Annotated in this window: 24 protein-coding genes; 14 read left to right on the forward strand and 10 right to left on the reverse strand. The window is 72.7% G+C overall.

The window, feature by feature from the left end:
* Positions 1-269: 269 nt before the first annotated feature.
* Positions 270-2,594, reverse strand: coding sequence for a hypothetical protein (locus ACFP1K_RS37685; RefSeq protein ID WP_380762648.1), 2,325 nt, complete (start codon positions 2,592-2,594; stop codon positions 270-272).
* Positions 2,595-2,629: 35 nt separating this feature from the next.
* Positions 2,630-3,379: a CAP domain-containing protein gene (locus ACFP1K_RS37690; protein WP_380762650.1), complete on the reverse strand. Its 750-nt coding sequence runs from the start codon at positions 3,377-3,379 to the stop codon at positions 2,630-2,632.
* Between the two features lie 376 nt (positions 3,380-3,755).
* Here ACFP1K_RS37690 and rplM point away from each other — a divergent pair, with 376 nt between their 5' ends.
* From rplM to glmM, 3 genes are read left to right on the forward strand one after another with little or no spacing between them, the layout of a single operon-like run.
* Positions 3,756-4,199, forward strand: coding sequence for a 50S ribosomal protein L13 (rplM, locus tag ACFP1K_RS37695; RefSeq protein WP_380762653.1), 444 nt, complete (start codon positions 3,756-3,758; stop codon positions 4,197-4,199).
* Positions 4,200-4,252: 53 nt separating this feature from the next.
* The gene (gene rpsI / locus ACFP1K_RS37700) at positions 4,253-4,777 is read left to right on the forward strand and encodes a 30S ribosomal protein S9 (protein WP_380762656.1); all 525 of its coding nucleotides are present in this window, start codon (positions 4,253-4,255) and stop codon (positions 4,775-4,777) included.
* Complete coding sequence (gene glmM / locus ACFP1K_RS37705; RefSeq protein ID WP_380762659.1) at positions 4,774-6,135, forward strand: phosphoglucosamine mutase; 1,362 nt, start codon at positions 4,774-4,776, stop codon at positions 6,133-6,135. Before rpsI ends, glmM begins: the two co-directional genes overlap by 4 nt.
* 72 nt (positions 6,136-6,207) lie before the next feature.
* On the opposite strand, the gene ACFP1K_RS37710 is transcribed toward glmM, so the two are convergent.
* Positions 6,208-6,753: a hypothetical protein gene (locus tag ACFP1K_RS37710; protein WP_380762662.1), complete on the reverse strand. Its 546-nt coding sequence runs from the start codon at positions 6,751-6,753 to the stop codon at positions 6,208-6,210.
* A gap of 158 nt (positions 6,754-6,911) precedes the next feature.
* Here ACFP1K_RS37710 and ACFP1K_RS37715 point away from each other — a divergent pair, with 158 nt between their 5' ends.
* Positions 6,912-7,283 carry a hypothetical protein gene (locus ACFP1K_RS37715; protein WP_380762664.1) on the forward strand — a complete coding sequence of 124 codons (372 nt, stop codon included), beginning with the start codon at positions 6,912-6,914 and terminating at the stop codon, positions 7,281-7,283.
* A gap of 15 nt (positions 7,284-7,298) precedes the next feature.
* Here ACFP1K_RS37715 and ACFP1K_RS37720 read toward each other — a convergent pair whose 3' ends face one another.
* From ACFP1K_RS37720 to coaA, 7 genes are all read right to left on the reverse strand, one after another.
* Positions 7,299-8,672: a cellulose binding domain-containing protein gene (locus ACFP1K_RS37720; protein WP_380762666.1), complete on the reverse strand. Its 1,374-nt coding sequence runs from the start codon at positions 8,670-8,672 to the stop codon at positions 7,299-7,301.
* 117 nt (positions 8,673-8,789) lie between these two features.
* Positions 8,790-9,506, reverse strand: a complete 717-nt coding sequence (locus tag ACFP1K_RS37725) for an ABC transporter permease subunit (protein WP_380762669.1) — start codon at positions 9,504-9,506, stop codon at positions 8,790-8,792.
* Positions 9,503-10,420 carry an ABC transporter ATP-binding protein gene (locus tag ACFP1K_RS37730; protein WP_380762671.1) on the reverse strand — a complete coding sequence of 306 codons (918 nt, stop codon included), beginning with the start codon at positions 10,418-10,420 and terminating at the stop codon, positions 9,503-9,505. Before ACFP1K_RS37730 ends, ACFP1K_RS37725 begins: the two co-directional genes overlap by 4 nt.
* Entirely contained in the window at positions 10,417-11,325 is a 909-nt protein-coding gene (locus ACFP1K_RS37735) for an ABC transporter permease (RefSeq protein ID WP_380762673.1), read from the reverse strand. Before ACFP1K_RS37735 ends, ACFP1K_RS37730 begins: the two co-directional genes overlap by 4 nt.
* Complete coding sequence (locus ACFP1K_RS37740) at positions 11,318-12,226, reverse strand: ABC transporter ATP-binding protein (protein WP_380762675.1); 909 nt, start codon at positions 12,224-12,226, stop codon at positions 11,318-11,320. The genes ACFP1K_RS37735 and ACFP1K_RS37740 overlap by 8 nt, the downstream gene beginning before the upstream one ends.
* 40 nt (positions 12,227-12,266) lie before the next feature.
* Positions 12,267-13,235, reverse strand: coding sequence for a DUF389 domain-containing protein (locus tag ACFP1K_RS37745; RefSeq protein ID WP_380762678.1), 969 nt, complete (start codon positions 13,233-13,235; stop codon positions 12,267-12,269).
* A gap of 9 nt (positions 13,236-13,244) precedes the next feature.
* Entirely contained in the window at positions 13,245-14,189 is a 945-nt protein-coding gene (coaA, locus tag ACFP1K_RS37750) for a type I pantothenate kinase (protein WP_380762681.1), read from the reverse strand.
* Here coaA and ACFP1K_RS37755 point away from each other — a divergent pair.
* The 10 genes from ACFP1K_RS37755 to tsaD all read left to right on the forward strand — a co-directional run bounded on the left by ACFP1K_RS37755 (position 14,188) and on the right by tsaD (position 22,567).
* Positions 14,188-14,544 (forward strand): holo-ACP synthase, encoded by a 357-nt coding sequence (locus ACFP1K_RS37755; protein ID WP_380762684.1) that lies wholly within the window; start codon positions 14,188-14,190, stop codon positions 14,542-14,544. The genes coaA and ACFP1K_RS37755 overlap by 2 nt on opposite strands.
* A gap of 90 nt (positions 14,545-14,634) precedes the next feature.
* Positions 14,635-16,131, forward strand: coding sequence for an NAD(P)H-hydrate dehydratase (locus ACFP1K_RS37760; RefSeq protein WP_380762686.1), 1,497 nt, complete (start codon positions 14,635-14,637; stop codon positions 16,129-16,131).
* Positions 16,132-16,219: 88 nt separating this feature from the next.
* A complete protein-coding gene (alr, locus tag ACFP1K_RS37765) occupies positions 16,220-17,314 on the forward strand; it encodes an alanine racemase (protein ID WP_380762688.1) in 1,095 nt (364 codons plus the stop codon).
* A gap of 13 nt (positions 17,315-17,327) precedes the next feature.
* Positions 17,328-18,464 carry an alpha/beta hydrolase gene (locus ACFP1K_RS37770; RefSeq protein ID WP_380762690.1) on the forward strand — a complete coding sequence of 379 codons (1,137 nt, stop codon included), beginning with the start codon at positions 17,328-17,330 and terminating at the stop codon, positions 18,462-18,464.
* 31 nt (positions 18,465-18,495) lie between these two features.
* A complete protein-coding gene (gene tsaE / locus ACFP1K_RS37775; RefSeq protein ID WP_380762693.1) occupies positions 18,496-18,966 on the forward strand; it encodes a tRNA (adenosine(37)-N6)-threonylcarbamoyltransferase complex ATPase subunit type 1 TsaE in 471 nt (156 codons plus the stop codon).
* A 274-nt stretch (positions 18,967-19,240) separates the two neighbouring features.
* Positions 19,241-19,765 (forward strand): hypothetical protein, encoded by a 525-nt coding sequence (locus ACFP1K_RS37780; RefSeq protein WP_380762695.1) that lies wholly within the window; start codon positions 19,241-19,243, stop codon positions 19,763-19,765.
* Positions 19,766-19,787: 22 nt separating this feature from the next.
* Complete coding sequence (locus ACFP1K_RS37785; RefSeq protein ID WP_380762697.1) at positions 19,788-20,339, forward strand: class F sortase; 552 nt, start codon at positions 19,788-19,790, stop codon at positions 20,337-20,339.
* A gap of 37 nt (positions 20,340-20,376) precedes the next feature.
* On the forward strand, positions 20,377-21,039 hold the full coding sequence (gene tsaB / locus ACFP1K_RS37790) for a tRNA (adenosine(37)-N6)-threonylcarbamoyltransferase complex dimerization subunit type 1 TsaB (protein ID WP_380762699.1): 663 nt from the start codon (positions 20,377-20,379) through the stop codon (positions 21,037-21,039).
* A 20-nt stretch (positions 21,040-21,059) separates the two neighbouring features.
* Positions 21,060-21,515, forward strand: coding sequence for a ribosomal protein S18-alanine N-acetyltransferase (gene rimI, locus ACFP1K_RS37795; protein WP_380762704.1), 456 nt, complete (start codon positions 21,060-21,062; stop codon positions 21,513-21,515).
* A gap of 14 nt (positions 21,516-21,529) precedes the next feature.
* A complete protein-coding gene (gene tsaD / locus ACFP1K_RS37800) occupies positions 21,530-22,567 on the forward strand; it encodes a tRNA (adenosine(37)-N6)-threonylcarbamoyltransferase complex transferase subunit TsaD (RefSeq protein ID WP_380762702.1) in 1,038 nt (345 codons plus the stop codon).
* The last annotated feature ends 1,880 nt before the right edge of the window (positions 22,568-24,447 follow it).

Here is a 24,447-nt window from a genome sequence, read left to right on the forward strand (position 1 = left end):
GGGGTCGTGGAACCACGTCGAGCCCTCTGGGGTGGGGGGGGACGGGTTTTGCTCGGGCTGGGGCACGTGGGGCTGGCCGAAGCTCGGGGGTGGCATTGCGGGAGCCCCTGAGCTCTCGGACTGGCGTTCGTGCTCGGAGCCGGAATCCTGGCCACGCATACGCGGAAGCGTATCCAGAGTCGGCGACCGGCATACCGCTATGGGCGTTTCCCGGTCTAGTTTGTCGCCTGATTTGTCGGGTTAAGTGGGGAAATGGGGTGTTTGGGGGGTCAATTTGCGCGGGCGCCGGTGAGGGCTCGGGTGTCCAGGGCGCTGAAGACGCTCGCTTCGGTGATGTCCACGGCCGCGCGGTTGAGGCGCTTCAGCTCGGTCTTGCTGGGCTTGTGGCCGTCCTTGTACTGGAACCACAGGAGGACGAGGTAGTGGCCCTGTGACCAGGCGATGGCGTAGGAGTCCGTGCCGCTGCCGAGCAGCTTGGTCGCGGGGTCCTTGCCCTGCAGCGGGTTGACGTAGTCCTCCAGCTCGCCGCCACGGCCCACCTTGGCGGCCTTGACGGCCGCGGCGGCGGTCCTGAGGTTGGCCACCCCGACCGTGCCGATGAGGGCGCCGGGGGCGTCACGGAAGCTGGCGCGCAGGAACTGGGTGCAGCCGCCGGAGGTGAGGGCCTTCTGCATGGCGGTGCCGTGCACGGCGTCCTTGCACTTCTTGTCGGCGCGGCGCACCGTCATCTGGTACGTGCGGCCCTTGGTGGTGATCTTCCTGCGGCCGAACAGCTCGTTCAGGGTCAGCGGCTGGGGGTCGGTCTTGCGGGACCCGGCGTAGCCGTCCTTGTCGTTCGGCGTGCCGACGAGCGGGACCTGGCCCGCGGGGCGCGGCGACGCGGTCGCGGCCGTGCCCGCCGGGGTGCCCCCGCCGCTGGTGACGATGACGATCGCGCCACCCGCGACGAGCAGCGCCGCGACGCCGCCCGCGAGCAGCAGCGGGACCCGTGACCGGCGCCCCGGCTCCTCGGGCTCGCGCCGGCGCTCCCGCGACGGCGGCTGCGGCGGACGCGTACTCTCCTCGTCCGTCCCACGACCTCCACCCCGCCGCCCGGACGACCCGCCGGCGGCCGTACGGCCCTGGCTCCCGGACGCCGCGGTCTCGCCCGCCCCGGTACCCCGCTCGCCGAAGGCCCAGCCGGGACCGCTGCCGCCCGCGCCGGAGCCCACTCCCGGGCCGGTGCTCGTGCCGGGACGGCCGCCCGCGCCTGTGGCGGGACGCCCGCCTGTGGTCGTTGCCGAGGCACCGAAGGCTTCGCCCGGGTCGCGGGTGCCGAACGCACCGGTCCCGGTGCCGAACGGCCCGGTTCCGGCTCCCGCGCCGCGCGATCCGGTTCCAGTGCCGAACGGCCCGGTACCGGTTCCAGTGCCGAGTGATCCGGTACCGGTTCCAGTGCCGAACGGCCCGGTTCCGGTGCCGGGCGTGCCGGGGCCGGTGGTCTCGGTGGTGGTCGGGGCGGCGAAGGGGTTGCTTCGGGTGGTTCGCTCCTGGGGGGGCTCGGTCTGCGGGCGCACCACCTGGAAGGGGTCGGTCGGAGTGCGGAGCGTGTCGGAGGAACCGCTTCGCTGCTCCTGGAAGTGCTGGTCGGTGCGGGACTCGGCGAACGGCCTGCTGGGTGCCTGCCGTGCCGTGAAGGGGTTCTCCCCCGCGGAGGGGTCCGGGGCGGCGGGGGCGGCCCATGCCTGGAACGGGTCGCGCGGCCGTGCCTGCGACGCCCCGCCCTGCTGCGCCTCGAACGGGTCGGTGCTCGGGCCCTGCCCGGGGAACGTCTCGTTCCGCCGGGTGGAGTACGGGTCGGCGGACGGCGTCCGCGCCTCGAAGGGATCGATGCCGGTCGGCCGCCTGGGCATTTCAAGGGGATGCGCCGCGGCGTCCTCCCCGAAGTTCCGCCCGGCGCCGAACGACGCGGCCCCGAACGGCGACGCCGAGAACGCCCCGGTCCCAGGCGCCCCCGCACCGGACGACCCGATGCCGGAGGAACCCGCACCGGGCGAGCCCGCGCCGGACGAAGCGGCGGTGGACGAACCGGCGCCAGGGGACTCCGTCCCAGGGAGGCCGGCGCCGAACGAGCTCGTGCCGGGGGAACCCGCGCCGGGGGAACCCGTGGGTGAGCCGGTTTCTCCGTTGAGGGCGGCCTCGGCGCGGCGGCGGCGTTCCTCCATGCGGGACAGAGGCCGGGAGTACTGGCCAGGGGGTTCCGATGCGGCGGACGGCTCGGCGGAGGACCAGGGGTCGGTCTGAGGCCAGGACGGGGAGGCGGGCGGGCTGGCTTCGGGCCGGGAGGAGCCGCGGTCCGGCTGGGGCCAGGACGAGGAGGGGGACGGGTCGGCGCTCGGCCACGAGGGGGCCTGGGAGCGTGACGGGTCCGCGGAGTGCGAGAGGTCCGGGAAGCGTGTGGGATCCGTGGAGTGGGTGGGCTCCGCGGGGAGGGAGGGGGTGGGCCAGGGGTCGGCCGGGCCGCCGGGGGTGGAGTCGGGGGGTGGGGTGGAGGGTGGCGGCTCGTACGGGCGGTACGGCTGGCGGCGCGGTGGCTGTTCCCCGGGGTAACCCATGCGCCGAGACTAACTCGGGACCGCGACATAACAGGTCAGGAATAGCCGAAGTCCTGGGTCCACCAGGTGTCCCCGCCGCCGTACGCGACGCCCACTCCGACCGTGCTGATCTGGCAGTTCAGGATGTTGCGGCGGTGTCCGGCGTTGTTCATCCAGCCGCGCACGGTCTCCTCGGCCGAGGAGTACCCGCGGGCGATGTTCTCCGCCGCGCTGTTGGAGTACCCGGCGCGGGCCATGCGCTGCCAGGGCGTGGTGCCCTGGGGCGAGGTGTGGTCGAAGTAGCCCTTGGCGGCCATGTCCCGGCTGTGGGCGCGGGCGGATCGGGTCAGCCGCGAGTCCACCCGCAGGGGGGCGCAGCCGCGGCGGGTCCGCTCCTGGTTGGTGAGGCGGACGGCCGCCGCCTCCAGCTGCGCGGGCGGCAGCCCTTCCGCGCCGGACGGCCCGGTGTCGGTGGCGCCGCCCACGGTGCCGACCTTCGTGCCGGCGGTGCCGCCGGAGCCGGAGCCGGCACCCGAGCCGGAGCCGTCGATGGAGTTGGACGGCCTCTCCGCGCCGCTCGGCGTGGCCCGGGGGCCGGGGCGCGTCACGCCGGTGGGCTGAACCTCGGGGCGGGCGACGCGGGCCAGCGGCGGGCGTCCGCCCGCGGGCTCGGGCGCGGCGAGCAACCGGCTGGCCATGGGGGTCGGCGTGCCGGGCTGCAGATAGATGTCGCGCGGCGCCTCCCTGGCGGCGTCCAGCCACGAGATCGCCGTCGCGCCGAGCAGGAATCCGACCAGGCATGCCAACAGACCCACGTGGGCCCGGCGACGGGGAGACCGCTGGGTCTGCCGGAGATGGAAGCGCTGGCACATACCGCTGTCAAATATAGAGAGGTTGTCCAATGTTAAAGAAGAGACGAGGGTTACCTGATTCGCGGAACAGTCGCTGAACGGCCGTACACTGGACGAGGACACCGGGCGATCCGCGAGTCGTTTTGACCCGCACGGGCCGCTACCGGTATCCTGTTGATTTGTTGTGTGCGGATCGGTCCGTCGAGACCGATGCGCGGCGCGTCCGGCGTCATCTCCCTGTTCGTGGAGACGGAAGGTCTGGGCGTCGTGCGCTCGCCCACGATCTTCATGATCATTATGATGCCGAACCCGACCAGAATGGCTTACCACCGTGCGCACGTTCACCCCTAAGGCCACCGACGTTGAGCGTCAGTGGTACGTCATCGACGCCACCGACGTGGTGCTGGGTCGGCTGGCCACCCACGTCGCGACGTTGCTCCGCGGTAAGCACAAGCCGATCTTCGCGCCGCACGTCGACACCGGTGACTTCGTCATCGTCATCAACGCCGGCAAGGTGACCCTGACCGGCAACAAGCTCGAGCAGAAGAAGGCGTACCGCCACTCCGGCTACCCCGGTGGTCTGCGCGCGGTGCCCTACAGCGAGCTGATGGAGAAGCGCCCGGACCGCGCGGTCGAGAAGGCCGTCAAGGGCATGCTCCCGAAGAACGCCCTCGGCCGGAAGATGGCCAAGAAGCTCAAGGTGTACGCCGGTTCCGAGCACCCGCACGCCGCTCAGCGTCCGGTGCCGTTCGAGCTCACCAAAGTCGCCCAGTAGTCGTACACCGTTGGCCGACGGCTGACGCCAAGATCGAAAGTTAGAGGAGAACCGTGGCCGAGCCCACCGGTGTCGAGACGCCCCTCGAGGGCGAAGTGGACATTGCGGAGAGCCCTGAAGAGTTCCCGTCCGAGTACACCACCGAGTCCGCTCCCGCCGGCGACACCCCCGCGCGCAAGCCCATCACCACGGGCAACTCGTACGGCACCGGCCGCCGCAAGGAGGCGGTCGCCCGCGTGCGCATCGTGCCGGGCACCGGCAAGTGGACCATCAACGGTCGCACGCTGGACAACTACTTCCCGAACAAGGTCCACCAGCAGATCGTCAACGAGCCCTTCGTGACGCTCGGCGCCGAGGACCAGTTCGACGTGTTCGCGCGCATCGACGGTGGCGGCGTGACCGGTCAGGCCGGCGCGCTGCGCATGGGCCTGGCCCGCGCGCTGACCGTCCTGGACACCGAGGTCAACCGGGCGCCGCTGAAGAAGGCCGGCTTCCTGACCCGGGACGCCCGGGTGAAGGAGCGGAAGAAGTACGGCCTCAAGAAGGCCCGCAAGGCTCCGCAGTACAGCAAGCGTTGACGGGCCGGTTGTTCGGCACCGACGGCGTCCGTGGGGTCGCGGGTCGCGACCTCACGGCCGAGCTCGCCATGGACCTGTCGGTCGCGGCGGCTCACGTCCTCGGTGATGCCGGCGCGTTCGCGTCGAGCGTCGGGCGGCGTGGCCGCCCGGTCGCCGTCGTGGGCCGGGACCCGCGTGCCTCCGGGGAGTTCCTGGAGGCCGCGGTGGTCGCCGGTCTCGCGTCGTCCGGGGTGGACGTGCTGCGTCTCGGCGTGCTGCCCACCCCCGCGGTGGCGTACCTCACCTCGGCCCTCGGGGCCGATCTCGGGGTCATGCTGTCCGCGTCGCACAACCCCGCGCCGGACAACGGGATCAAGTTCTTCGCCCGCGGCGGCTTCAAGCTGCCCGACGCGGTGGAGAACGACATCGAGCAGCGGCTCGGCGAGAAGTGGAACCGCCCGGTGGGCGCCGCGGTCGGCCGGGTGCGCGACGCGTTCGGCGAGGCCGACCGTTATGTCTCCCATGTGCTGACGTCCCTGCCGGGCCGGCTGGACGGCATGCGCGTGGTCCTGGACTGCGCGCACGGCGCCGCGCACATGGTGGCGCCGGAGGCGCTGCTGCGCGCGGGCGCGCTGGTGGAGACCATCGGCGCCGCGCCGGACGGTCTCAACATCAACGAGGGTGTGGGTTCCACCCATCTCGACGCGCTGCGGGCCGCGGTCGTCGAGCAGGGCGCGGACGCCGGCATCGCCTACGACGGCGACGCCGACCGGTGCCTGGCGGTCACCCCGTCCGGCGAGGTGGTGGACGGCGACCAGATCATGCTGATCCTCGCGCTGTCCATGCACGCGGCGGGCACGCTGACCAAGGACACCGTGGTCGCGACCATCATGTCCAACCTCGGGTTCAAGATCGCGCTGCGCAAGGCCGGTCTCACCATGGTCGAGACGGCGGTGGGCGACCGTTACGTCCTGGAGGCCATGAAGGAGGGCGGCTTCAACCTCGGCGGCGAGCAGTCAGGGCATGTCGTGATGCTCGACCACGCCACCACCGGGGACGGCCTGCTCACCTCGCTCCACCTGCTCGCCGAGGTGGCCCGCTCGGGCCGCCCCCTCGACGAGCTGGCGGCGGCCATGACCCGGCTGCCCCAGGTGCTGGTGAACGTCAGGGACGTCTCCAAGGTCAAGGCGGCGTCGTCGGGCGAACTCGCCGCCGCCGTGGCCGACGTGGAACGCTCTCTCGGCGACACCGGGCGGGTGCTGATCCGCCCGAGCGGCACCGAGCCGATGGTCCGCGTCATGGTGGAGGCCGAGTCCCAGGACGAGGCCGAGCAGCTCGCGGCCCGTCTCGCCGAGGTGGTCCGCACCACCTGCGGCTGACCCTCACGCGCTCAGGGCGTGGCTCGTACGCGTCAAGGCGGGGCTCCGGACACCGGGGCCCCGCCTTTCGCGTCAGGCGTGCGCGCGCAGGGCGGCGGCGAACCACTCGAAGGCCGGGGTGGCCGGCGTGAAGGCCGGACGGCCGTTCAGCACGCCCAGGAGTTCCCAGTAGCGCTCCACGCGCCGGTCGGTGAAGATCTCGATCTGGTCGGCGAGCCGGGTCCGGTCGATGGCGGGGGTGTCCGCGCCGACGATGCGGTCCGTGATCTCCCTGCCCTGGGCGGACTCCGGCGCGACGCCCGCCGCGGCGGCGGCGCCCGCGTGCTCGGTGATCGGCGCGGGGTCGTACTCCGGCTGGGTCTCCCCTCGCGCGCCGGTCACCGCCATCTGGCGGACCCGCTGCCGGAAGGACTCGTCGGCCATCAATCCGGTCAGTTCGGCCCAGGCCGCCGCCTGTTCGGGGCCGAGGTCGTCCGGGGCGTCGTCAGGCAACTGGCGCATCCCCCGGGCGATTCCGGCGCCCGGCGCGCCGGAGTCGATGCCGGCGAACGCCTGCTGGACGAACTCGTCGATGATCAGTTGCCGCTCACGGGCTGTCAGGTTGCCCAAATCTGCCATTTTCTTCATCCATTCGGGTCGGCGTATCGAATAGAGGGTGCGCGCCGTGCCGGCGCCGCCCTTCGATATCCAACCTTGGACTCTCCAGCAACTGGAGACTCAACCCATTTGGCGCGGTATATCCGTCGCGTAGCCCATCTCGTCTAAGGTGGCTGCTCGTGACGCACCGGCACAGGCATCGGCTGCTCGCCGCCTGCTCCTTCGCCGCCGGCGCCCTGGTGACGTGGATGCTGTCCGCCACCGGCACCGACGGAGAGTTCTTCCGCTCCCTGCTCTACCCCTGGCTGTTCGCGGCCGTGCTGCTCGGCGGCGTGATCCTCGGGGTGACGGCGTCGGTGCGCACCGCCGTGGCGGCGCTGGTGCCGTTCGCCGTTCCACAGGCCCTGCTGTCCGGCTGGCGCGGGGCGGTCCCCGCGCCGGAAGCCGGCGGCATGTGGCTGGTCGGGCTCGCGGTCTCCTGCGTGCTGCTGCTCTTCGCCGTCGGCAGCATCGCCGTCGGCATCTGCGTACGCCTCATGTTCCGCCGCTGAGCGGACCCGCTCGCCCTAGGCGAGGGCGCACGCGACTCCGTTGAGCGTGTAGGAGGTGGGCCGCGCGTTGGTCCCGGTGTAGGTGCCGTTGAAGCCGATCTGCAGCGACCCGCCGGGGGGCAGCGAGCCGTTCCAGGACAGGTTGGTGGCGGTCACCTGGGCCCCGGACTGCGACCAGGTCGCCGACCAGCCCTGGCCGACCCGCTGGTTGCCGGGGAAGGCGAACCGCAGGGTCCAGGAGTTGATCGGGATCGTGCCGGTGTTGGTGAAGGTCAAGGTCGCGCTGAACCCGCCGCCCCAGTCGTTGGCCGCGTACGTCACCCGGCACTGCGCGCCCGTGGTCGGGGTGGGCGTGGCGGTCGGCGTCGGGGTGAGCGTGGGGGTGGGGCTCACCGTGGGGGTCACGGTGGGGGTCACGGTGACCGTCGGGGAGGCCGTGCCACCGCCGCTCGTCGTGTACGTCGCCGCCGTGTAGGCCGCCGAGCACTGCGTGCCGCAGGACGTGGGCAGCGAGAACGAGTACTCCCGCCCCCCGTTGATCAGCGCGTCGGTGACGTCCCTGACCCGGATGCGGTAGTCGGTCCCCGCGGTCACGAGGGGGGCGATGATGAACGACTGCCCCATGTCGCTGTTCATCTGCGCCGGCTGCCAGGTGCCGCCCGCGAAGTACTCCACGCCGTGGATGCCGTTCGCCAGGTGCGAGACCGCGATGGCCGGCCAGTACCGCTGCGCCCCCTGCATGAACCCGATGCGGATGTCCCCGGTGTAGTCGGGTGCCGGGACGAACGACCAGGTCACCCGCCGGTTGTTGTAGTGGTTCGGCAGCAGGTCCCCCACCGGGGCCCCGTTCCTGACGAACTGGTTGATCGAGTTCTTGGCGAGGTCCAGGTGGTAGGGATCGTCCCGGCACCACCCGTTGGGGTCGCCACAGCTGTCCGCGACGATCATGGTGAGGGTGGCGCCGTTGTAGGCGTCCGAGACCCACGAGCCGTTGCGGCAGAACGCCTGCCCGGCCGCGCCGTCGTTCACCCCGGTGCAGAAGTCCCCGATCGACACCCGCACGAACCGCCCGCAGTTGCGGCCGTTGTCCCACAGGCCGATCCTGGCGGCCTGCGCCGGCGGGATGGGCCGCGGGTAGAAGGCGTAGTCACCGGGGGTGTTGTAGACGTTCAGCGCGACGAAGTGCGGGCTGTCCAGCTGCGCCTGGGGCAGCCCGCACCCCCCGTAAGGCGAGCCGAGAGCGTCGAAGTAGGTGGAGTTCCCGGTGACGGGAGCCGAGGTGTCCGGCACGGCGTACGCCCGCCAGGCGGTACCGGCGGCGACGAGCGCCGCGACGCAGAGGAACACCAGCAGGCCGCGAAGCGGGCGGGAGAGCACCCGGTCGATCATGACGCGCCTCCAGGGACGACGCGCTCACGGTAGACGCGCCGCCCCCGGTGCGACAGCTCCGCTCACCTCCCGGCGGGGTCCGCGCAGGTCGCCGCGGGGAGGAGCGTGAAAGTTACGTCACTCGTCCCCGGTGAGGGACAGCACGCGCAGGCGCTGCCCGGCCCACACCACCGACCCGACGGTGACGATCAGCACGGCGGGCACGGCGAAGCCCATGCTCACCGAGGCCGTCAGGAACCCGGAGGTGCTGATCTCGGCGGCGAAGGTCTGCGCCCACTGCTGGATGGAGAAGTTCCGTGCCCCCGGCACGTAGCCGCCGACGAGGTTCTCCCAGACCACGGCGTAGATGATGCCGATCGTCACCGCGTGCCGGGTGACCACGCCGAGCAGCAGGAACACCGCCGCGTAGGCGATGCCGCCGACCAGCGACCCCACCGCGAAGCCGTACGCGATGCCCGCCTCGCCGCGCAGCAGCAGGTACCCCGCGAGGAAGGTCGGCACCGTGGCGAACGCCGCGAGCAGCACCGCCGCGACGGCGAACTTGGTGGTGGCGATCACCGGCCGGGAGATGGGCTTGGACAGCAGGTGGATGATCGTGCCGTCGTCGATCTCGGGGGCGATGGTGCCGGTGCCCGCGATCAGCCCGAGCAGCGGGAGCATGGTGCCGATCGCGTACACCTGCATCAGGGTGATCGCGGCCTTCTCGTCGGTGCTGCCGAGAGCCCTCAGCAGGACGGCCAGGCCGAGCAGCACCAGCGGGAGCAGCAGCAGGAGCAGCACGCGGCGCCGCCCGAGCACGGCGCGGAAGGTGATGCCGGCGACGACGGAGTTCATCGTGTGCTCCCGGAGATCAGGTAGGAGAAGACGCTTTCCAGGTCCTCGTCGGCCGGGGACACCTCGGTGAGGGTGATCCCTTCGTCGCGGGCGACCCGGGGGAGCAGCCAGGTGAACCGGCGGAAGTCCACGGCCTGGACCTCCAGCCCGGCCGTGCCGAGCGAGACGGCCCCGGAGGACGCGTCGGCGATGAGCGCGGCGGCCAGCCGCCGGTCGTCGCTGGAGCGGACCCGGAACAGGTGGGGCCGGTCGGTCATGCGCCTGCGGATCTCCCGGAAGTCGCCGGACGCGGCGTGCCGCCCGGCGACCAGCACCTCGATCTGCTGGGCGACCCGCTCGACCTCCTCCAGGATGTGCGAGCTGAACAGGATGGTGCGCCCGGCGGCGCCGAGCTCGCGCACGAGGTCCATCAGGTGGAGGCGCTGGCGAGGGTCCATGCCGTTGAACGGCTCGTCCAGCAGCAGCACCTGCGGGTCGTGCACCAGCGCGGCGGCGACCTTGACCCGCTGGCGCATGCCCTTGGAGTAAGTCTCGATCCGCCGGTCCTTGGCGTCCTCCATCTCGACCATGGCGAGGGCCTTGGCGGCGGCGTCCTCGGGGGACGGCAGGCCGTGCAGCTTGGCGCCGGACAACACGAACTGCCAGCCGGTGAGGAAGCCGTAGACCGCCTCGCGCTCGGGCACCAGGCCGATGGAGCGGTAGATCTGGTGGTTGCGCCAGATCGGCTTGCCGTCCATCGTGGCGGTGCCGGTGGAGGGGGCGAGGAAGCCGGCCATCATGTGCAGCAACGTCGACTTGCCCGCGCCGTTCGGGCCGAGCAGGCCGGTGACGCCGGGGCCGACCGTCATGGTGACGTCGTTGACCGCGACCACGTTGCCGTACCAGCGGGAGACCTGGGCGAGTTCGATGTTCACGACGCGGCCGCCTTGCGGTAGCGGAGGACGAGAGCGGCGATGCACAGCGCGATGAGGGCGACCACGGCCGCGACCGCCACGGGACCGCCGATGTCCGGCGGATAGCCGCCGTCGTTGTTGGCCGCGACGCCGAACAGCCAGTTCTGCACGGCGTCCACCAGGAAGAACGGGTTGACGTACCAGGCCCAGGCCGCCGCGGCGTCCCGGCTCGTCGACATCAGCAGGCCGACCAGGACCGCCGACACCGCCGACGACAGCAGGTAGACGGCGATCACCGAGGCGACGCCGAGCCCGCGGCGCGGCGTGAACGACGCCAGCGCCACGCCGATCGCGGCGAGCAGCACCGCGTAGATCACCGCGGTGCCCATCGCGGCGAAGTAGTCCCCCGTGTGCGGCGGGCCCGGCAGGTCCACCAGCAGCTCGCCGGCGAACAGCAGGGTCAGCGGGAGCGCGATCATCAGGAACATCGCGAGGACCATCGCGCTCAGCTTGGCCGCGACGTAGTCCAGCGCCGTGATGGGGCGGGACATGTACAGCGGCAGCACCCGGAACCGCAGGTCGGGCGCCACGAGGTACGGCGACTGCGCGGCCAGGAAGACCGCGAGCACGGCCTGCATGGTGACGGCGTACGCGGGGTACGGGATGGCGCGCTCCTTGATGAAGGCCATCACCGCGATGGACACCACCGCGGGCAGCATCATCACCCCGAAGAGCACGAACGGCATGATCTTGGCCCGCGCGGTGCGGCCCAGCCCGAACACCCCGCGCAGGCTGTTGAGCGTGAGCGCGGCGAAGGCGTGGTCCCGGCCGCGGCGCGGGCCGTCGTAGTGGCGGTACCCGATGTCGTGGATGACCCCGGTCGGCATGGGCCGGTCGGCCGTGGGGGCGATGCCCGGCTCAGACATTCGCGGCCTCCTCCCGGAAGACGTCCTCGATGCGGTGGCGGCCCTGTTCCAGGCGCACCAGCGACAGGTTCAGCTCGCACACCGCGTCCCGCACCAGGTCGTGCGCGCCGGGCACCCCGGCGTCCACGGTGAGCAGGCGGCCGTGCGTGGTGACGACGCGGCCCTCGGCGCGCAGCCGGTCGGCGAGCGCGTCCCCGCCCTCCTCCACCTCGACGGTGATCAACTGGGTGGCCTGGGTGAAGTCCCCGATGGCCGACGAGCGCAACAGGTGCCCGCCGTCGATGACGATGACGTGGTCGCAGACGCGTTCGAGCTCGCCGAGCAGGTGGGAGGTCACCATCACGCTGATGCCGAACTCGGAGCCGATGCGCCGGATCAGCTCCAGCATGTCGTCCCGGCCCCGGGGGTCCAGGCCGTTGGTCGGCTCGTCCAGGAACAGCAGGCTGGGGTCGTGCACCAGGGCCTGGGCCAGCTTGACCCGCTGCTTCATGCCGGTGGAGTAGCCGCCGATGGGACGGTAGCGCTCCTCGTACAGGCCGACGTGCCGCAGCGTGTCGGCGGCGCGCTCGCGGGCGGCGCCGCGCGGCAGGCCCGACATGCGGGCCATGTGGACGGTGAACTCGGTGGCCGAGACGTCGGGCGGCAGGCAGTCGTGCTCGGGCATGTAGCCGACGGTGCGGCGGATGTCGAGCGCCTGGGTGGCGGGGTCAAGACCGAGCACGGAGGCGCGGCCCTCGGTGGGCGGCAGCAGTCCGAGCAGGATCTTGATCAAGGTGGACTTCCCCGCGCCGTTCGCGCCGACCAGGCCCGTTACGCCCGGCTCCATGGTGACGGTGAGCCGGTCGAGCGCCGTCACCCTCGGAAATCGCTTGGTGAGTCCCTCGGTGGCGAGGATGGTCATGCCAGGGACACTATCCAAGCCCGCACCCCCGGCGGCTCCCTCACACGGAGGAATCGTGCCTCCTCCGCGCGGCGGGCGGCGTGATACGCAGGCCGTACTTCGACCAGAACGCGCGCTGCACGAGGAGGATGGCCGTCCCGGCGATCACCATGCCGACGATGTTGACGAGCAGCTGCACGGCGGAGCCGGTGACGTCGTCCCACCGCCCGGTCGCCACGGCCACGGCGGCGTACCCGGCGGCCGGGACCGTGGTCACCGAGATGAAGACCCCGACCAGGGCCGAGGACTTGCCCGCGGTGACCGACAGCACCCCCGCGGCGCCCGCCAGCAGGGCCACGATGAACGACCAGCGGTCGGGCTTGACGATGAACGTCACCTCGTCGTGGCCGCCGTTCAGCGTGTCAGGGCCGATCCACCCGAGGCCCCGCAGCGCCAGGGCGAACACGCAGGTGACGGCGATGGCCACGGCGAACCCGATCAGCAGGGTGCGCAGCGCCGCGGTGATCAGCCGCCCGTCCCGGCGCAGCAGCCCGAACGACACCGCCGCCACCGCGCCGAACTCCGGCCCGAGCACCATCGCCCCCACGATCAGGATGATCGACGGCAGCAGCACCCCGATCGACGCGAGCATGGTGGCGATGGTGAGGAACGCTAGGAACGCCCAGGTGATGCGGCAGTCGTCCGACATCTGCTCGGCCAGCTCGTCCCACACCACGGCGTCGGCGGGCGCGCCGGGGACCTGCGCCTCGGCCTCGTCGGCGACCTTGGACAGCGACAGGTCGACCCGCTCGACGGCGATCGAGCCCTCCTCGGCGATGCCGAGCTCCTTGAGGTGCTCGATGACCGCGTTGGCGCCCTCGCGGGTCACCTCGAACATCACGAGGTCGCCCTCGGGCCGCTGCCCGGCGCCGGGCAGCAGGATCACGTTGGTGACGCCGGCCGTGTCGGTCAGCATGGCGAGCACCTCGGAGGTGCGGGCGGCGGGGGAGATCACCCTCAGGTGCAGCATGATCGAAGCCTAGGTGCGGCGCAGGCGCACGCGGCGCACCGAGTGGTCGGGGCCCTTGTAGAGGATCAGCCCGGCCCGGCCCCGGGTGGGGGCGATGTTCTCGACGAGGTTCAGCTCGTTGACGTCCCGCCAGACCTGCCTGGCGAACCTGGTGGCGTCCTCGTCCGACAGCTCGGCGATGTAGGAGAAGTACGACTTGGGGTCGGCGAACGCCGTGCGGCGCAGCTTGTGGAAGCGGTCGACGTACCACGACCTGATGTCCTCGACCCGGGCGTCCACGTAGATCGAGAAGTCGAAGTAGTCGTTGACCGCGAGCGCCGCCGGGGGAGCGGGCTGGAGCACGTTGAGGCCTTCGATGACGAGGATGTCCGGCCGCCGCACGGTCTGGGACGCCTCCGGCACGATGTCGTACTCCAGGTGGCTGTACACGGGGGCGCGCACCTCCTCCACGCCCGCCTTGACGTCCGCCACGAAGCGCACCAGCGCCCGCCGGTCGTAGCTCTCGGGGAAGCCCTTGCGGTGGGAGATGCCGCGCTCCTCCAGCACCTTGTTGGGGTACAGGAACGAGTCGGTCGTGATCAGGTCGACCCGGGGGTGCTCGGGCCAGCGGGCCAGCAGGGTGTGCAGCAGGCGGGCGGTGGTCGACTTGCCGACCGCGACGCTGCCCGCGATGCCGAGGATGTACGGCGGGGGCGGCTGGTCGTCGCCGAGGAAGGTGTTCACCGCCGCGCTGCGCAGACGGGCCCCGGTGAAGTGCAGGTTCAGCAGGCGGGTCAGCGGCAGGTAGATGTCGGTGACCTCGGCGAGGTCGATGGGGTCGTCGACGCCGCGCAGCTCCTCCAGCTCGGCGGCCGTCAGCGTGAGAGGCGTGTTCTCGCGCAGCTCCCGCCACTGGGCGCGGCTGAGCTCGACGTACGGGTGCGGTGCCTCCATGGCCCCGAACTCTATGCTCATGAGTGTGATCGTCGGCATCGGGGTGGACGTCGTGGACATCGCCCGGCTGGAGGCCGCCCTGGCGCGCACGCCCCGGCTGCGGGACCGGCTGTTCACGGACGCGGAGCGGGGGCTGCCGCTGCCGTCGCTGGCCGCCAGGTTCGCCGCGAAGGAGGCGGTGGCCAAGGCGCTCGGCGCGCCGCCCGGCCTGGACCACAGGGACGCCGAGATCACCACGGCCGGGCACGGCCGCCCGGTGCTGACGGTGACCGGGCGGGCGGCCGAGGTGGCGGCGGCCCTCGGGGTGGCCCGCTGGCACGTGTCGCTCAGCCACGACGGCGGGCTCGCCGTCGCGTACGTCATCGCCGAGGGGTGAGGACGCGGCCGCCTTCCGCCGGAGATCGCGGGGCCCATGGCTCGCGGGGCGCGTTTCCGCCGGAGATCGGGGGCGGCTAGATTCGGTGAGGTGCTGACCGCGTACACGTCCGACGAGATCAGAACGGCCGAGCGGGCGCTGATGGCCCTCCTGCCCGAGGGCACCCTCATGCGGCGGGCGGCCACCGCCCTGGCCGTCGCGTGCGTGGAGGCGCTGCCCCGCGTGTACGGCTCGCGGGTGGTGCTGCTGGTCGGGAGCGGCGACAACGGCGGCGACGCGCTGTACGCCGGGGCGCTGCTGGCCCGCCGGGGCGCCAGGGTGGACGCCGTCCTCGCCGGGAAGCGCGTGCACGAGGACGGCCTGGCCGAGCTGACCCGCGCGGGCGGTCGGCGCCTCGGCCTGTCCCAGGGGACCTCCGATCCCGCGGTGCGCGCTCTGGTCGATCGGGCGGACGTGCTGGTGGACGGCCTCGTGGGCATCGGCGGCACCGGGGCGCTGCGCGAGCCGTACGCCGGGCTGGCCCGGCTGGCGGCCGGGGCACCGGGCGTGGTGGTCGCCGTGGACGTGCCGAGCGGCGTGGACGCGAGCACCGGCGAGGTGGAGGGCGACGCGGTGACCGCCCATCTCACCGTGACGTTCGGCGCGGCCAAGGCGGGCCTGCTCATCGACCCCGGCGCGTCCCGCGTCGGCGCCCTGCGGGTGGCCGGCATCGGCCTCGGCCCGTACCTCCCGGAGCCCGGCGTGGTCGCGCTCACCGGCCCCGACGTGGCGGGCAGGCTGCCCAGGCCCGGCGCCGAGTCGAACAAGTACCGCAGAGGCGTGATCGGCGTCGTGGCCGGCAGCGACCGCTTCACCGGCGCCGCCGTGCTCGCCGTCGCCGGGGCCGTGCGGGCCGGGGCCGGGCTGGTGCGCTTCGCCGGCGCCGCCGAGCCGGTACGGCAGGTGCGCGCCCGCTGGCCGGAGGCGGTCACCGCCGTCGTCTCCCCCGGCGAGGACGTCAAGGACGTCGGCAGGGTGCAGGCGTGGGTGGTGGGGCCGGGCATGGGCACCGACGACGACGCGCACGCGCTGGCCGCGTCCGCGCTGGCCGCCGGCGTGCCCGCGCTGGTCGACGCCGACGGCCTCACCCTGGCCGCCCGCGACCGCTCCCTGCTCCGCCGCGCGGCCCCCACGCTGATCACCCCGCACACCGGCGAGCTCGGCCGCCTCCTCGGCGTGCCCGCGGACGAGATCGAGGCCCGGCGGCTGTACTACGCCCGCCGCGCGGCCGCGGAACTCGGCGTCACGGTGCTGCTCAAGGGGTCGACTACCCTTGTGGCCGAGGAGGGCGGGCCGGTCAGGGTGAACCTCACCGGCACCCCGTGGCTGGCCACCGGAGGCACCGGCGACGTGCTCGCCGGCATCGCCGGGGCCTACCTCGCCGGCGGCCTGAGCGCGCTCGACGCCGCCTCCTGCGCCGCGTACGTCCACGGTCTGGCCGGCCGGGCGGCCGCGGGCGGCCCGGGTGGCGGCGAGGCGCCGATCGCGGCCCTCGACATCGCCCGGGAGCTCCCCGGCGCGATCCGCTCCCTGGTGGCGGGCGGGTGAACCGGCTCCGCGCCGCGGCGCGGCCTGCGAAGACCGAAAGGGTGAGTCTCCCATAAGCGCATCCCTCAGCACGCCCGCCGAAGCGCGGGTGGATCTCTCGGCGATCGAGCACAACATCGCGGTGCTGCGCGGGCACGCCCCCGGTGCCGAGATGATGGTCGCGGTCAAGGCCGACGCCTACGGCCACGGCCTGGTGCCGTGCGCCCGCGCCGTCCTGGCCGCCGGGGCGGACCGCCTCGGCACCGCCTTCCTCCGGGAGGCCCTCCAGCTGCGGGCCGCCGGGGTCACCGCGCCGATCCTGTCGTGGATCATCACGCCGGACGAGCCGCTCCAGGACGCGGTCGCCGCCGGCGTCGAGCTGTCGGCGGGGGACATCTGGGTGGCCGACGCCATCGCCGCCGCGGCCGGTCGCGCCGGGCGCACCGCCAGGGTCCACCTGAAGGCGGACACCGGCATCTCGCGGGGCGGTGCCACCGCGGCCGGGTGGCCCGCGCTGGTGGACCGGGCGCTGGCCCTTCAGGCCACCGGGGCCGTCGAGATCGTGGGCCTGTGGTCCCACTTCGCCTGCGCCGACATGCCGGGACACCCGTCGATCGGCCGCCAGCTGGCGGCGTTCGACGAGGCCCTGGCGGTCGCGGAGAAGGCCGGGGCCGGGGGCTCCCACGTGCTGCGGCACATCGCCAACTCCGCGGCCACCGTGTCGCTGCCCGCCGCGCGCTACGACATGGTGCGGCCGGGCATCGCCGTGTACGGCCTGAGCCCGATCCCCGAGCTCGGCGACTTCGGGCTGCGGCCCGCGATGACGCTGACGGCCCGGCTGGCGATGGCCAAGCGGGTCCCGGCGGGCACGGGGGTGTCGTACGGCCACCTCTACACCACCGAGCGCGAGACCACCCTCGGGCTGGTCCCTCTCGGATACGCCGACGGGATCATGCGTGCGGCGACCAACCGTGGGCAGGTCATGGCCGCGGGCCGCAGGCGTACGATCGCGGGCCGGGTCTGCATGGACCAGTTCATGATCGACCTGGGGGACGACGACGTGCGTGAGGGGGACGAGGTGATCCTGTTCGGGCCGGGTACCTCGGGTGAGCCGACCGCTCAGGAGTGGGCCGATTCCCTGGGCACGATCACCCATGAGATCGTGACCAGGATTGGTGCGCGCGTCCCGCGCGTTCACCGGTAAGAGGAGGTCGGGAATGTCGCGGCGCAAGATCGGGATCGCCGGGGCGATCGTCGGAACCGCATCGGCGGGTCTGGCGGCCAGCGCCCTGGCAAAACGGTACGCCGTGGGGCGCATCCGTCTGCGGCCCGATCTGGAGGCGAGCGAGCCGTTCGGCGAGATGCGCGGCCGTCCGGTTGTCGTGAAGACCTCCGACGGCGTGGAGCTGCACGCCGAGGTCGACGGGCCGGAGAACGCCCCGCTGACCATCGTGTTCTGCCACGGGTACACGCTGAACCTCGACTCCTGGCACTACCAGCGCCGGGAGCTGCGCGACACCCACCGCATGGTGTTCTGGGACCAGCGCTGCCACGGCCGGTCCACCCGCACCCCCGCCGAGGACTGCACGATCGACCGGCTGGGGTACGACCTCGCCGAGGTGCTCAAGGCGCTCGTCCCCGGGCCGTGCGTGCTGGTGGGGCACTCCATGGGCGGCATGACGGTCATGGCGCTGGCCGACAGCCATCCTGAGCTGTTCGGCGAGAAGGTCCGCGGCGTGGCGCTGATCGCCACGTCGGCGGGACGGCTGGCCGAGCTGACGCTGGGGCTGCCCGCGCTGATCTCCAAGGTGGTCCACTGGGCGGCGCCGCCCGCCGTGTCGGTGCTCGGCCGCCGCGCCGCGCTCGTCGACCGGGGACGCCAGGCGGGCACCGACGTGTCGTTCCTCGCCCTGCGCTACCTCGGCTTCGGCGACCCGTCCACCGTCAGCCCGACGGTCGTCGACTTCGCCGAGTCCATGATCCGCTCTACGCCCACCGACGTGATCGCCGACTTCTACCCGGCGCTGATGTCCCACGACAAGCTCTCCGCCCTCGACGTGCTGAACAAGGTCCCGACCTCGGTCGTCGTCGGCGAGAAGGACTGGCTCACCCCCGTGGAGCACAGCAAGGCCATCGCCGCGGGCCTCCCGACGGCGCGGCTGACCCTGGTCCCCGGCGCCTCCCACCTGGTGCTGCTGGAGCAGCCGGCCATCGTCAACGAGGCCATCGCCGAGCTCCTCGGCGCCGTCGCCGAGGCGGACGCCGACAAGTCCATCGCCGCCCTGGCCGGCCTGGACCCCGCCCCCGTCGGGGACGACGAGCCCGAGGCTGACGTGGCGGGAGGCACCCGGTGAGGCGGGGCGATCGGTCGTTCAGGAGGTTCCGGTGAGGCTGGCGGACACGGCGGAGCGTACGCGCGCGCTCGGCGAGGAACTGGCCCGGGTGCTGCGGCCCGGAGACCTAGTGGTGCTGTCGGGCCCGCTCGGGGCGGGCAAGACGACCCTGGTGCAGGGAATCGCCGAAGGGCTGAAGGTCAGGGGGCCCATCACCTCGCCGACGTTCGTGATCGCGCGGGTCCACCCCTCGCGGACCGGCGGCCCGGCGCTCGTGCACGCGGACGCGTACCGCCTCGGGGGAGCCCTGGAGGTCGACGACCTGGACCTCGACGCCTCGCTGGAGGACTCCGTCACCGTCGTCGAGTGGGGAGAGGGCCTGGTGGAGGGCCTCACCGAGGACCGGCTGGAGGTCTCCATCGAGCGGGCCGACGCCGGGGACGAGCGGGTGATCCGGGTCCGCGGCGTGGGCGGCCGGTGGTCCGGCGCGCCGGAGTGGTTCGAAGCGCCGCCCGCGAGCTGATCTAGACCGGTAGTCTGGCGTGCCTTGACGCACGCCACCCCTGGTGCGGATCATCGGAAGGAAGATCGTTCCACGGGTTGTCCGGAGTTTTCTGGGTATTCAGGTGGCGTAACACCTAAGCGTGGTCATATCAGGGCGGGTTCTGTCGGACGCGAAGTGGAGTGCACCGGTGCGCAGTGTCGGGCGGGTCACGGTTGCTGGAGCATTCTTATTCTCGGCCGTAGGGTGTACGGCCGCGGCGCAGACCGATCCCACGGCCACGCCGGTCCCCACGATGAGCCGCCAGGACATCCGGGTCCAGCTCATCCCCGATCGCGTGCAGGGCGGGGCCACCAGGTCGATCCGGGTCCGCGCCTTCTGCCCGCTCCCACAGGGCGGCACCGACTACCGCGCCACCGCCAGGTCCGACGCCTTCACCGGCGTCGTCACCCTCACCCAGCCCCCGCCCATCACCCCGTCGGCGTCCGCGACGCCCACCGAGACGACGGCCCCCTCGCCCGAGGTCCGCGGCTTCGCGCTCGTGGACGAGGACAGCGCCCCCGGCCGCTACCGCGTCGAGGTCAAGTGCGAGGGCACCAACGACACCGGCTTCACCACGCTCACCGTGACCGCCAGGCCGTCCCCCGCCCCCACCCGCACCCGCGTCGTCCCCACCCGCGCCCCGAGGGCCGGCGGCGGCGGCACGGCCGCCGGCGCGCAGGACGAGCCGTCCTCCGGCATCCCGATCGGGGTGACGGTGGCGGTGCTGGCCGGTGCTCTCGCGGGTGGCGTCGCGGTGGCCCGCCGCAGGTCCCGCTGACGACAGGTCCGTTGGTCGCTCCATGGCCGATTCCAAGTGGTTCAAGATCATCGTGGCCGGTTTCGTCACCGGGACCGTCATGTTCGCCCTCGCCGGGCGCGGCGGGGACGCCCCCGAGGAACCCCGCAAGGCGCCGGCCGCCGTGCCGCAGCGGCTGGAGATCCCGTCCCTGAGCATCAAGGCGCCGCTGATGAAGCTCGGTCTGGCAGGGGACGGCGAGGTCGAGCTGCCGCCGTTCGAGAAGCCCGCCACCGCCGGGTGGTTCGACCAGAGCGTGGTGCCCGGCGAGACGGGCCCGTCCGTGATCATCGGGCACGTGGACACCAAGACCGCGCCCGCCGTCTTCTACCGCCTCCGACAGGTCAAGAAGGGCGCCGCGATCAAGGTGGTGCGCAGCGACGGCAAGACCGCCCACTACAAGGTCGACACGGTGGAACAGATCTCCAAGGACGACTTCCCCGCCGAGCGCGTCTACGTCGACGACGGCCTGCGCCTGGTCACCTGCGGCGGCGCGTTCGACCGTTCCACCCACGAATACCTTGACAACGTCATCGTCTACGCCTCCCTGGTGTGACCGATCGGGTGTGCGGGAGCGGCTAGGCTAAACGTTCGTGCTGGTCTTGGCCTTCGACACCGCTACCCCGGCCGTCACCGTCGCGCTGCACGACGGTGCGCGCGTGCTGGGCGAGTCGACCACTATCGACGCTCGCCGCCACGGTGAGCTGCTGGTTCCCGCCATCCAAAGGGTGCTGCGGGAGGCCGGCGTCGCGCTCGGCGACGCCGACGCGATCGTCGCGGGCACCGGGCCCGGGCCGTACACCGGGCTGCGGGTCGGCCTGATGACCGCCCAGGCGCTGTCCGCCGTCACCGGCGTCCCCGCGTACGGCGTGTGCAGCCTCGACGCGGTCGCGTACGGCAGCGGCCTCACCGAGCCCTTCCTGGTGCTGACCGACGCCCGGCGCAAAGAGGTGTTCTGGGCGCGGTACACCGGGCCGCGCACCCGGGTCGAAGGGCCTTCGGTGTGCCACCCCGAGGACGTACCCGGCGGCCTGCCGGTGATCGGCGCGGGCGCCCGCATGTACGCCGCCGTCCTCGGCGAGGACCGGTTGCGGGACGGCACCCCCGACCACCCCATGGCCGCGTCGCTCGCCGCGCTCGCCGCCGAGCGGCTCGCGTCCGGGGAGCGGGACGGGACACTGACCGAGCCCCGGCCGATCTACCTGCGGCGGCCGGACGCGCGGGTCCCCGGCCCGCCGAAGAAGGTGACGGCGTGAGCGCCGTGTCGCTGCGCCGCATGACCGAGCTCGACCTCCCCGCGGTGCTGACCATCGAGCGGGCCACGTTCCCGTTCGACGCCTGGAGCGAGGGCATGCTGCGCGGCGAGCTGCACGACCAGCCGCGCACCCGCCACTACATCGTCGCCGTCGCCGACGAACGGATCGTCGGGTACGCCGGGCTGGCGGCGGCGGGAGACCAGGCCGACGTCCAGACCATCGCGGTGGCCGCCGACCGGCAGCGGGCGGGGATCGGCAGCGCGATGCTGCGCGAGCTCCTCGCCGAGGCCGAGCGGCGCGGGGCCACCGCGATCTTCCTGGAGGTGCGGGCGGACAACCCGGCCGCCCAGGGGATGTACGAACGCTTCGGCTTCGAACGCATCGGGGTCCGCCGCGACTACTACGACGACGGGACCGACGCGATCATCATGGCCCTGACCAGGCTTGCCGAGACGGGTGACGAACGTGGCCGTTGAGACCGAGGTGGGTGGTGACCGTGACTGATCAACCCCTGGTGCTGGGGATCGAGACCTCCTGCGACGAGACGGGCATCGGGCTCGTGCGCGGGCACACCCTGCTCGCCGACACGGTGGCCTCCAGCGTCGAGGAACACGCCCGGTTCGGCGGCGTGGTGCCCGAGGTGGCCTCCCGCGCGCACCTCGAGGCCATGGCGCCGACCGTGGAGCGGGCCCTCCAGCGGGCCGGGGTGCGGTTCTCCGACGTCGACGCCGTGGCCGTCACCGCCGGGCCCGGGCTGGCCGGGGCGCTGCTGGTCGGGGTCGCCGCCGCCAAGGCGTACGCGCTCGGCCTGGGCGTCCCGCTGTACGGCGTGAACCACCTCGCCGCCCACGTGGCCGTCGACCAGCTGGAACACGGCCCGCTGCCCAAGCCGTGCATCGCGATGCTGGTCTCCGGGGGCCACTCCTCGCTGCTGCTGGTCCCCGACGTCGCGGGCGACCTGATCTCCCTCGGCTCCACCGTGGACGACGCCGCAGGCGAGGCCTTCGACAAGGTGGCCCGCGTACTCGGCCTGCCCTTCCCCGGCGGCCCCCACATCGACCGCGCCGCCACCTCCGGCTCCGGAACCGCCATCGCCTTCCCCCGTGGCAAGTACGACGACGGCACCCTCGACTTCTCCTTCTCCGGCCTGAAGACCGCCGTGGCCCGCTGGGTCGAGGCCAAGGAGCGAGCCGGCGAGCCCATCTCGGTCCCCGACGTGTCCGCCTCCTTCCAGGAGGCCGTGGTGGACGTCCTGACCCGCAAGGCCCTCCAGGCCTGCCGCCAGTACGACGTCAAAGACCTCCTGATCGGCGGCGGCGTCGCCGCCAACTCCCGCCTCCGCGCGCTGGCCCAGGACCGCTGCGACCACGCCGGCATCCGCCTCCGCGTCCCCCGCCCAGGCCTCTGCACCGACAACGGCGCCATGGTAGCCGCCCTAGGCTCCGAACTCCTCTCCACCGGCGCCCCCCCATCCCCCTTGAACATCCCCGCCGACTCCTCCCTCCCCATAACCACAACCCGCCTCTAACCCCCCAAGCACCCGCCCCCGGCGTCCGCATCACGTTGTCCGCACCCGGTGTCCGCACCCCGTCGTCCGCCCCCACGCGTCCGCACCCCGTCGTCCGCCCCCACGCGTCCGCACCCCGTCGTCCGCCCCCACGCGTCCGCCGTACGTTGTCCGCCCCACGCCGCGCGCACCACCTGTCGCCCCATCAGGGCTCGTTTTACCGGCGCCGGGTCGGCGGGACGTAGTGCGGCGAAGTCGGCGCCGCCATGCGGCGGACAACCCGGCCTGCGTGCGGCGCCGATGAAATGGTCCTTGCGGAGGGACGCGCTTCGCGCGGAAGCCGCAAGGGCTGTTCTTATGCGGGGGACACCCCCGCGCCCCCGGTCCTGCCGGGCTCACCGTGCTCCGCCGCCCGGGGCCGTAATTACCTTCCCTGTCGCCCGTTGCCCGTCCCCCGCCGTCGCCCGTCGCTCCGTCGGGGCTCGTTTTATCGGCGCCGGGTCGGCGGGACGTAGAGCGGTGAAGTCGGCGCCGCCGTACGGGGGACAACCCGCGTGTGCGCTGCGCCGGTGAAATGGTCCTTGCGGAGGGACGCGCTTCGCGCGGAAGCCGCAAGGGCTGTCCTTGTGCAGGGGGCACCCCCGCGCCCCCGGTCCTGCCGGGCTCACTGTGCTTCGCCGCCCGGGGCCGTGATTACCTCCCCCGTCCCCGCCGTCGTCAATCCCCCGTCACTCTGTCGGGGTTCGTCCTATCGGCGCCGTGACGGCGGGATGTTGTACGGCGAAGTCGGCGCCGCCGTGCGGCGGCGAACCCGTGTGTGTCGCGCTGTGAAGTGGTCCTTGCGGAGGGACGCGCTTCGCGCGGAAGCCGCAAGGACTGTTCTTGTGCGGGGGTACCCCCGCGCCCGCGGTCCTGCCGGGCTCACCGTGCTCCGCCGCCCGGGGCCGTGATTACTTCCCCCTGTCGCCCGCTGCCCGTCGCCCGCCGTCGCCCGTCGCTCCGTCGGGGGTTCGTCTTACCGGCGCCGTGACGGTGGGATGTTGTTCGGCGAAGTCGGCGCCGCTGTATGGCGGACAACCCGCCTGTGTGTCGTGCTGGTGAAGTGGTCCTTGCGGAGCGCGCTTCGCGCGGAAGCCGCAAGGGCTGTTCTTATGCGGGGGACACCCCCGCGCCTCCGGTCCTGCCGGGCTCACCGTGCTCCGCTGCGATGCGGTTCCGGTGGGCAGGTTGCTCGCGGTACGGCGGCGCCGGGTTCGCCGTACCGCGTTCCGCTGTCGCGGCGCCGACCAGGGCGGCCGCTGGGGTGGATGTCCGTTCGGGCGGACACCCCGTGCGGGTAACGGAAGAGGGGTTAGGTCAACCGCCGTTCGGCGGCGCCGGGTTCGCCGTGCTACGTGCCGCCGTACCGGCGCCGGTGCGCACCCCTCGGAGGGCGACGAAGCAGGGCCGTATGGCGGGCGTGGAGTCGGGTCGGGCGCATGAGGCGAACCGCCGGGCATGGACCAGGTCGGATGCATGAAGCGAACCGGCGGGCATGGAGCCAGGTCGGATTCATTTAGGCGAACCGGCGGGAATGTCGGACCGTATCGCGGTGGAGCACGGTGAGCCCGGCAGGACCGGGGCGCGGGGGTATCCCCCGCACAAGAACAGCCCTTGCGGCTTCGCGCGAAGCGCGTCCCTCCGCAAGGACCATTTCCCGGGCGCCGCACACACTGCGGGTTGTCCGCCGTAGGTCGGCGCCGGATTCGCCGTACCACGTCCCGCCGACCCGGCGCCGGTAAGACGAACCCCGACGGGGCGACGGGGGTGGTACAGGCGGGGTGGGTGCGAGCGGTGGGTACGGAGGTGCGGAGGGATGGGTGCGAGGGGCGGGTGCGGGCGGGCGGGGTGGTGTGGAGGGC

It is taken from the genome of Sphaerisporangium aureirubrum, assembly GCF_042658925.1.
Classification (GTDB): domain Bacteria; phylum Actinomycetota; class Actinomycetes; order Streptosporangiales; family Streptosporangiaceae; genus Sphaerisporangium; species Sphaerisporangium aureirubrum.

Coding starts and splice junctions, on each gene's coding strand:
- ACFP1K_RS37720 (WP_380762666.1), bottom strand. CDS start 8,672: ATGATCGACCGGGTGCTCTCCCGCCCGCTTCGCGGCCTGCTGGTGTTC.
- ACFP1K_RS37770 (WP_380762690.1), top strand. CDS start 17,328: ATGTCGCGGCGCAAGATCGGGATCGCCGGGGCGATCGTCGGAACCGCA.
- ACFP1K_RS37755 (WP_380762684.1), top strand. CDS start 14,188: ATGAGTGTGATCGTCGGCATCGGGGTGGACGTCGTGGACATCGCCCGG.
- coaA (WP_380762681.1), bottom strand. CDS start 14,189: ATGAGCATAGAGTTCGGGGCCATGGAGGCACCGCACCCGTACGTCGAG.
- ACFP1K_RS37780 (WP_380762695.1), top strand. CDS start 19,241: ATGAGCCGCCAGGACATCCGGGTCCAGCTCATCCCCGATCGCGTGCAG.
- ACFP1K_RS37710 (WP_380762662.1), bottom strand. CDS start 6,753: ATGGCAGATTTGGGCAACCTGACAGCCCGTGAGCGGCAACTGATCATC.
- ACFP1K_RS37785 (WP_380762697.1), top strand. CDS start 19,788: ATGGCCGATTCCAAGTGGTTCAAGATCATCGTGGCCGGTTTCGTCACC.
- rimI (WP_380762704.1), top strand. CDS start 21,060: ATGACCGAGCTCGACCTCCCCGCGGTGCTGACCATCGAGCGGGCCACG.
- ACFP1K_RS37745 (WP_380762678.1), bottom strand. CDS start 13,235: ATGCTGCACCTGAGGGTGATCTCCCCCGCCGCCCGCACCTCCGAGGTG.
- ACFP1K_RS37725 (WP_380762669.1), bottom strand. CDS start 9,506: ATGAACTCCGTCGTCGCCGGCATCACCTTCCGCGCCGTGCTCGGGCGG.
- ACFP1K_RS37735 (WP_380762673.1), bottom strand. CDS start 11,325: ATGTCTGAGCCGGGCATCGCCCCCACGGCCGACCGGCCCATGCCGACC.
- ACFP1K_RS37740 (WP_380762675.1), bottom strand. CDS start 12,226: ATGACCATCCTCGCCACCGAGGGACTCACCAAGCGATTTCCGAGGGTG.
- ACFP1K_RS37685 (WP_380762648.1), bottom strand. CDS start 2,594: ATGGGTTACCCCGGGGAACAGCCACCGCGCCGCCAGCCGTACCGCCCG.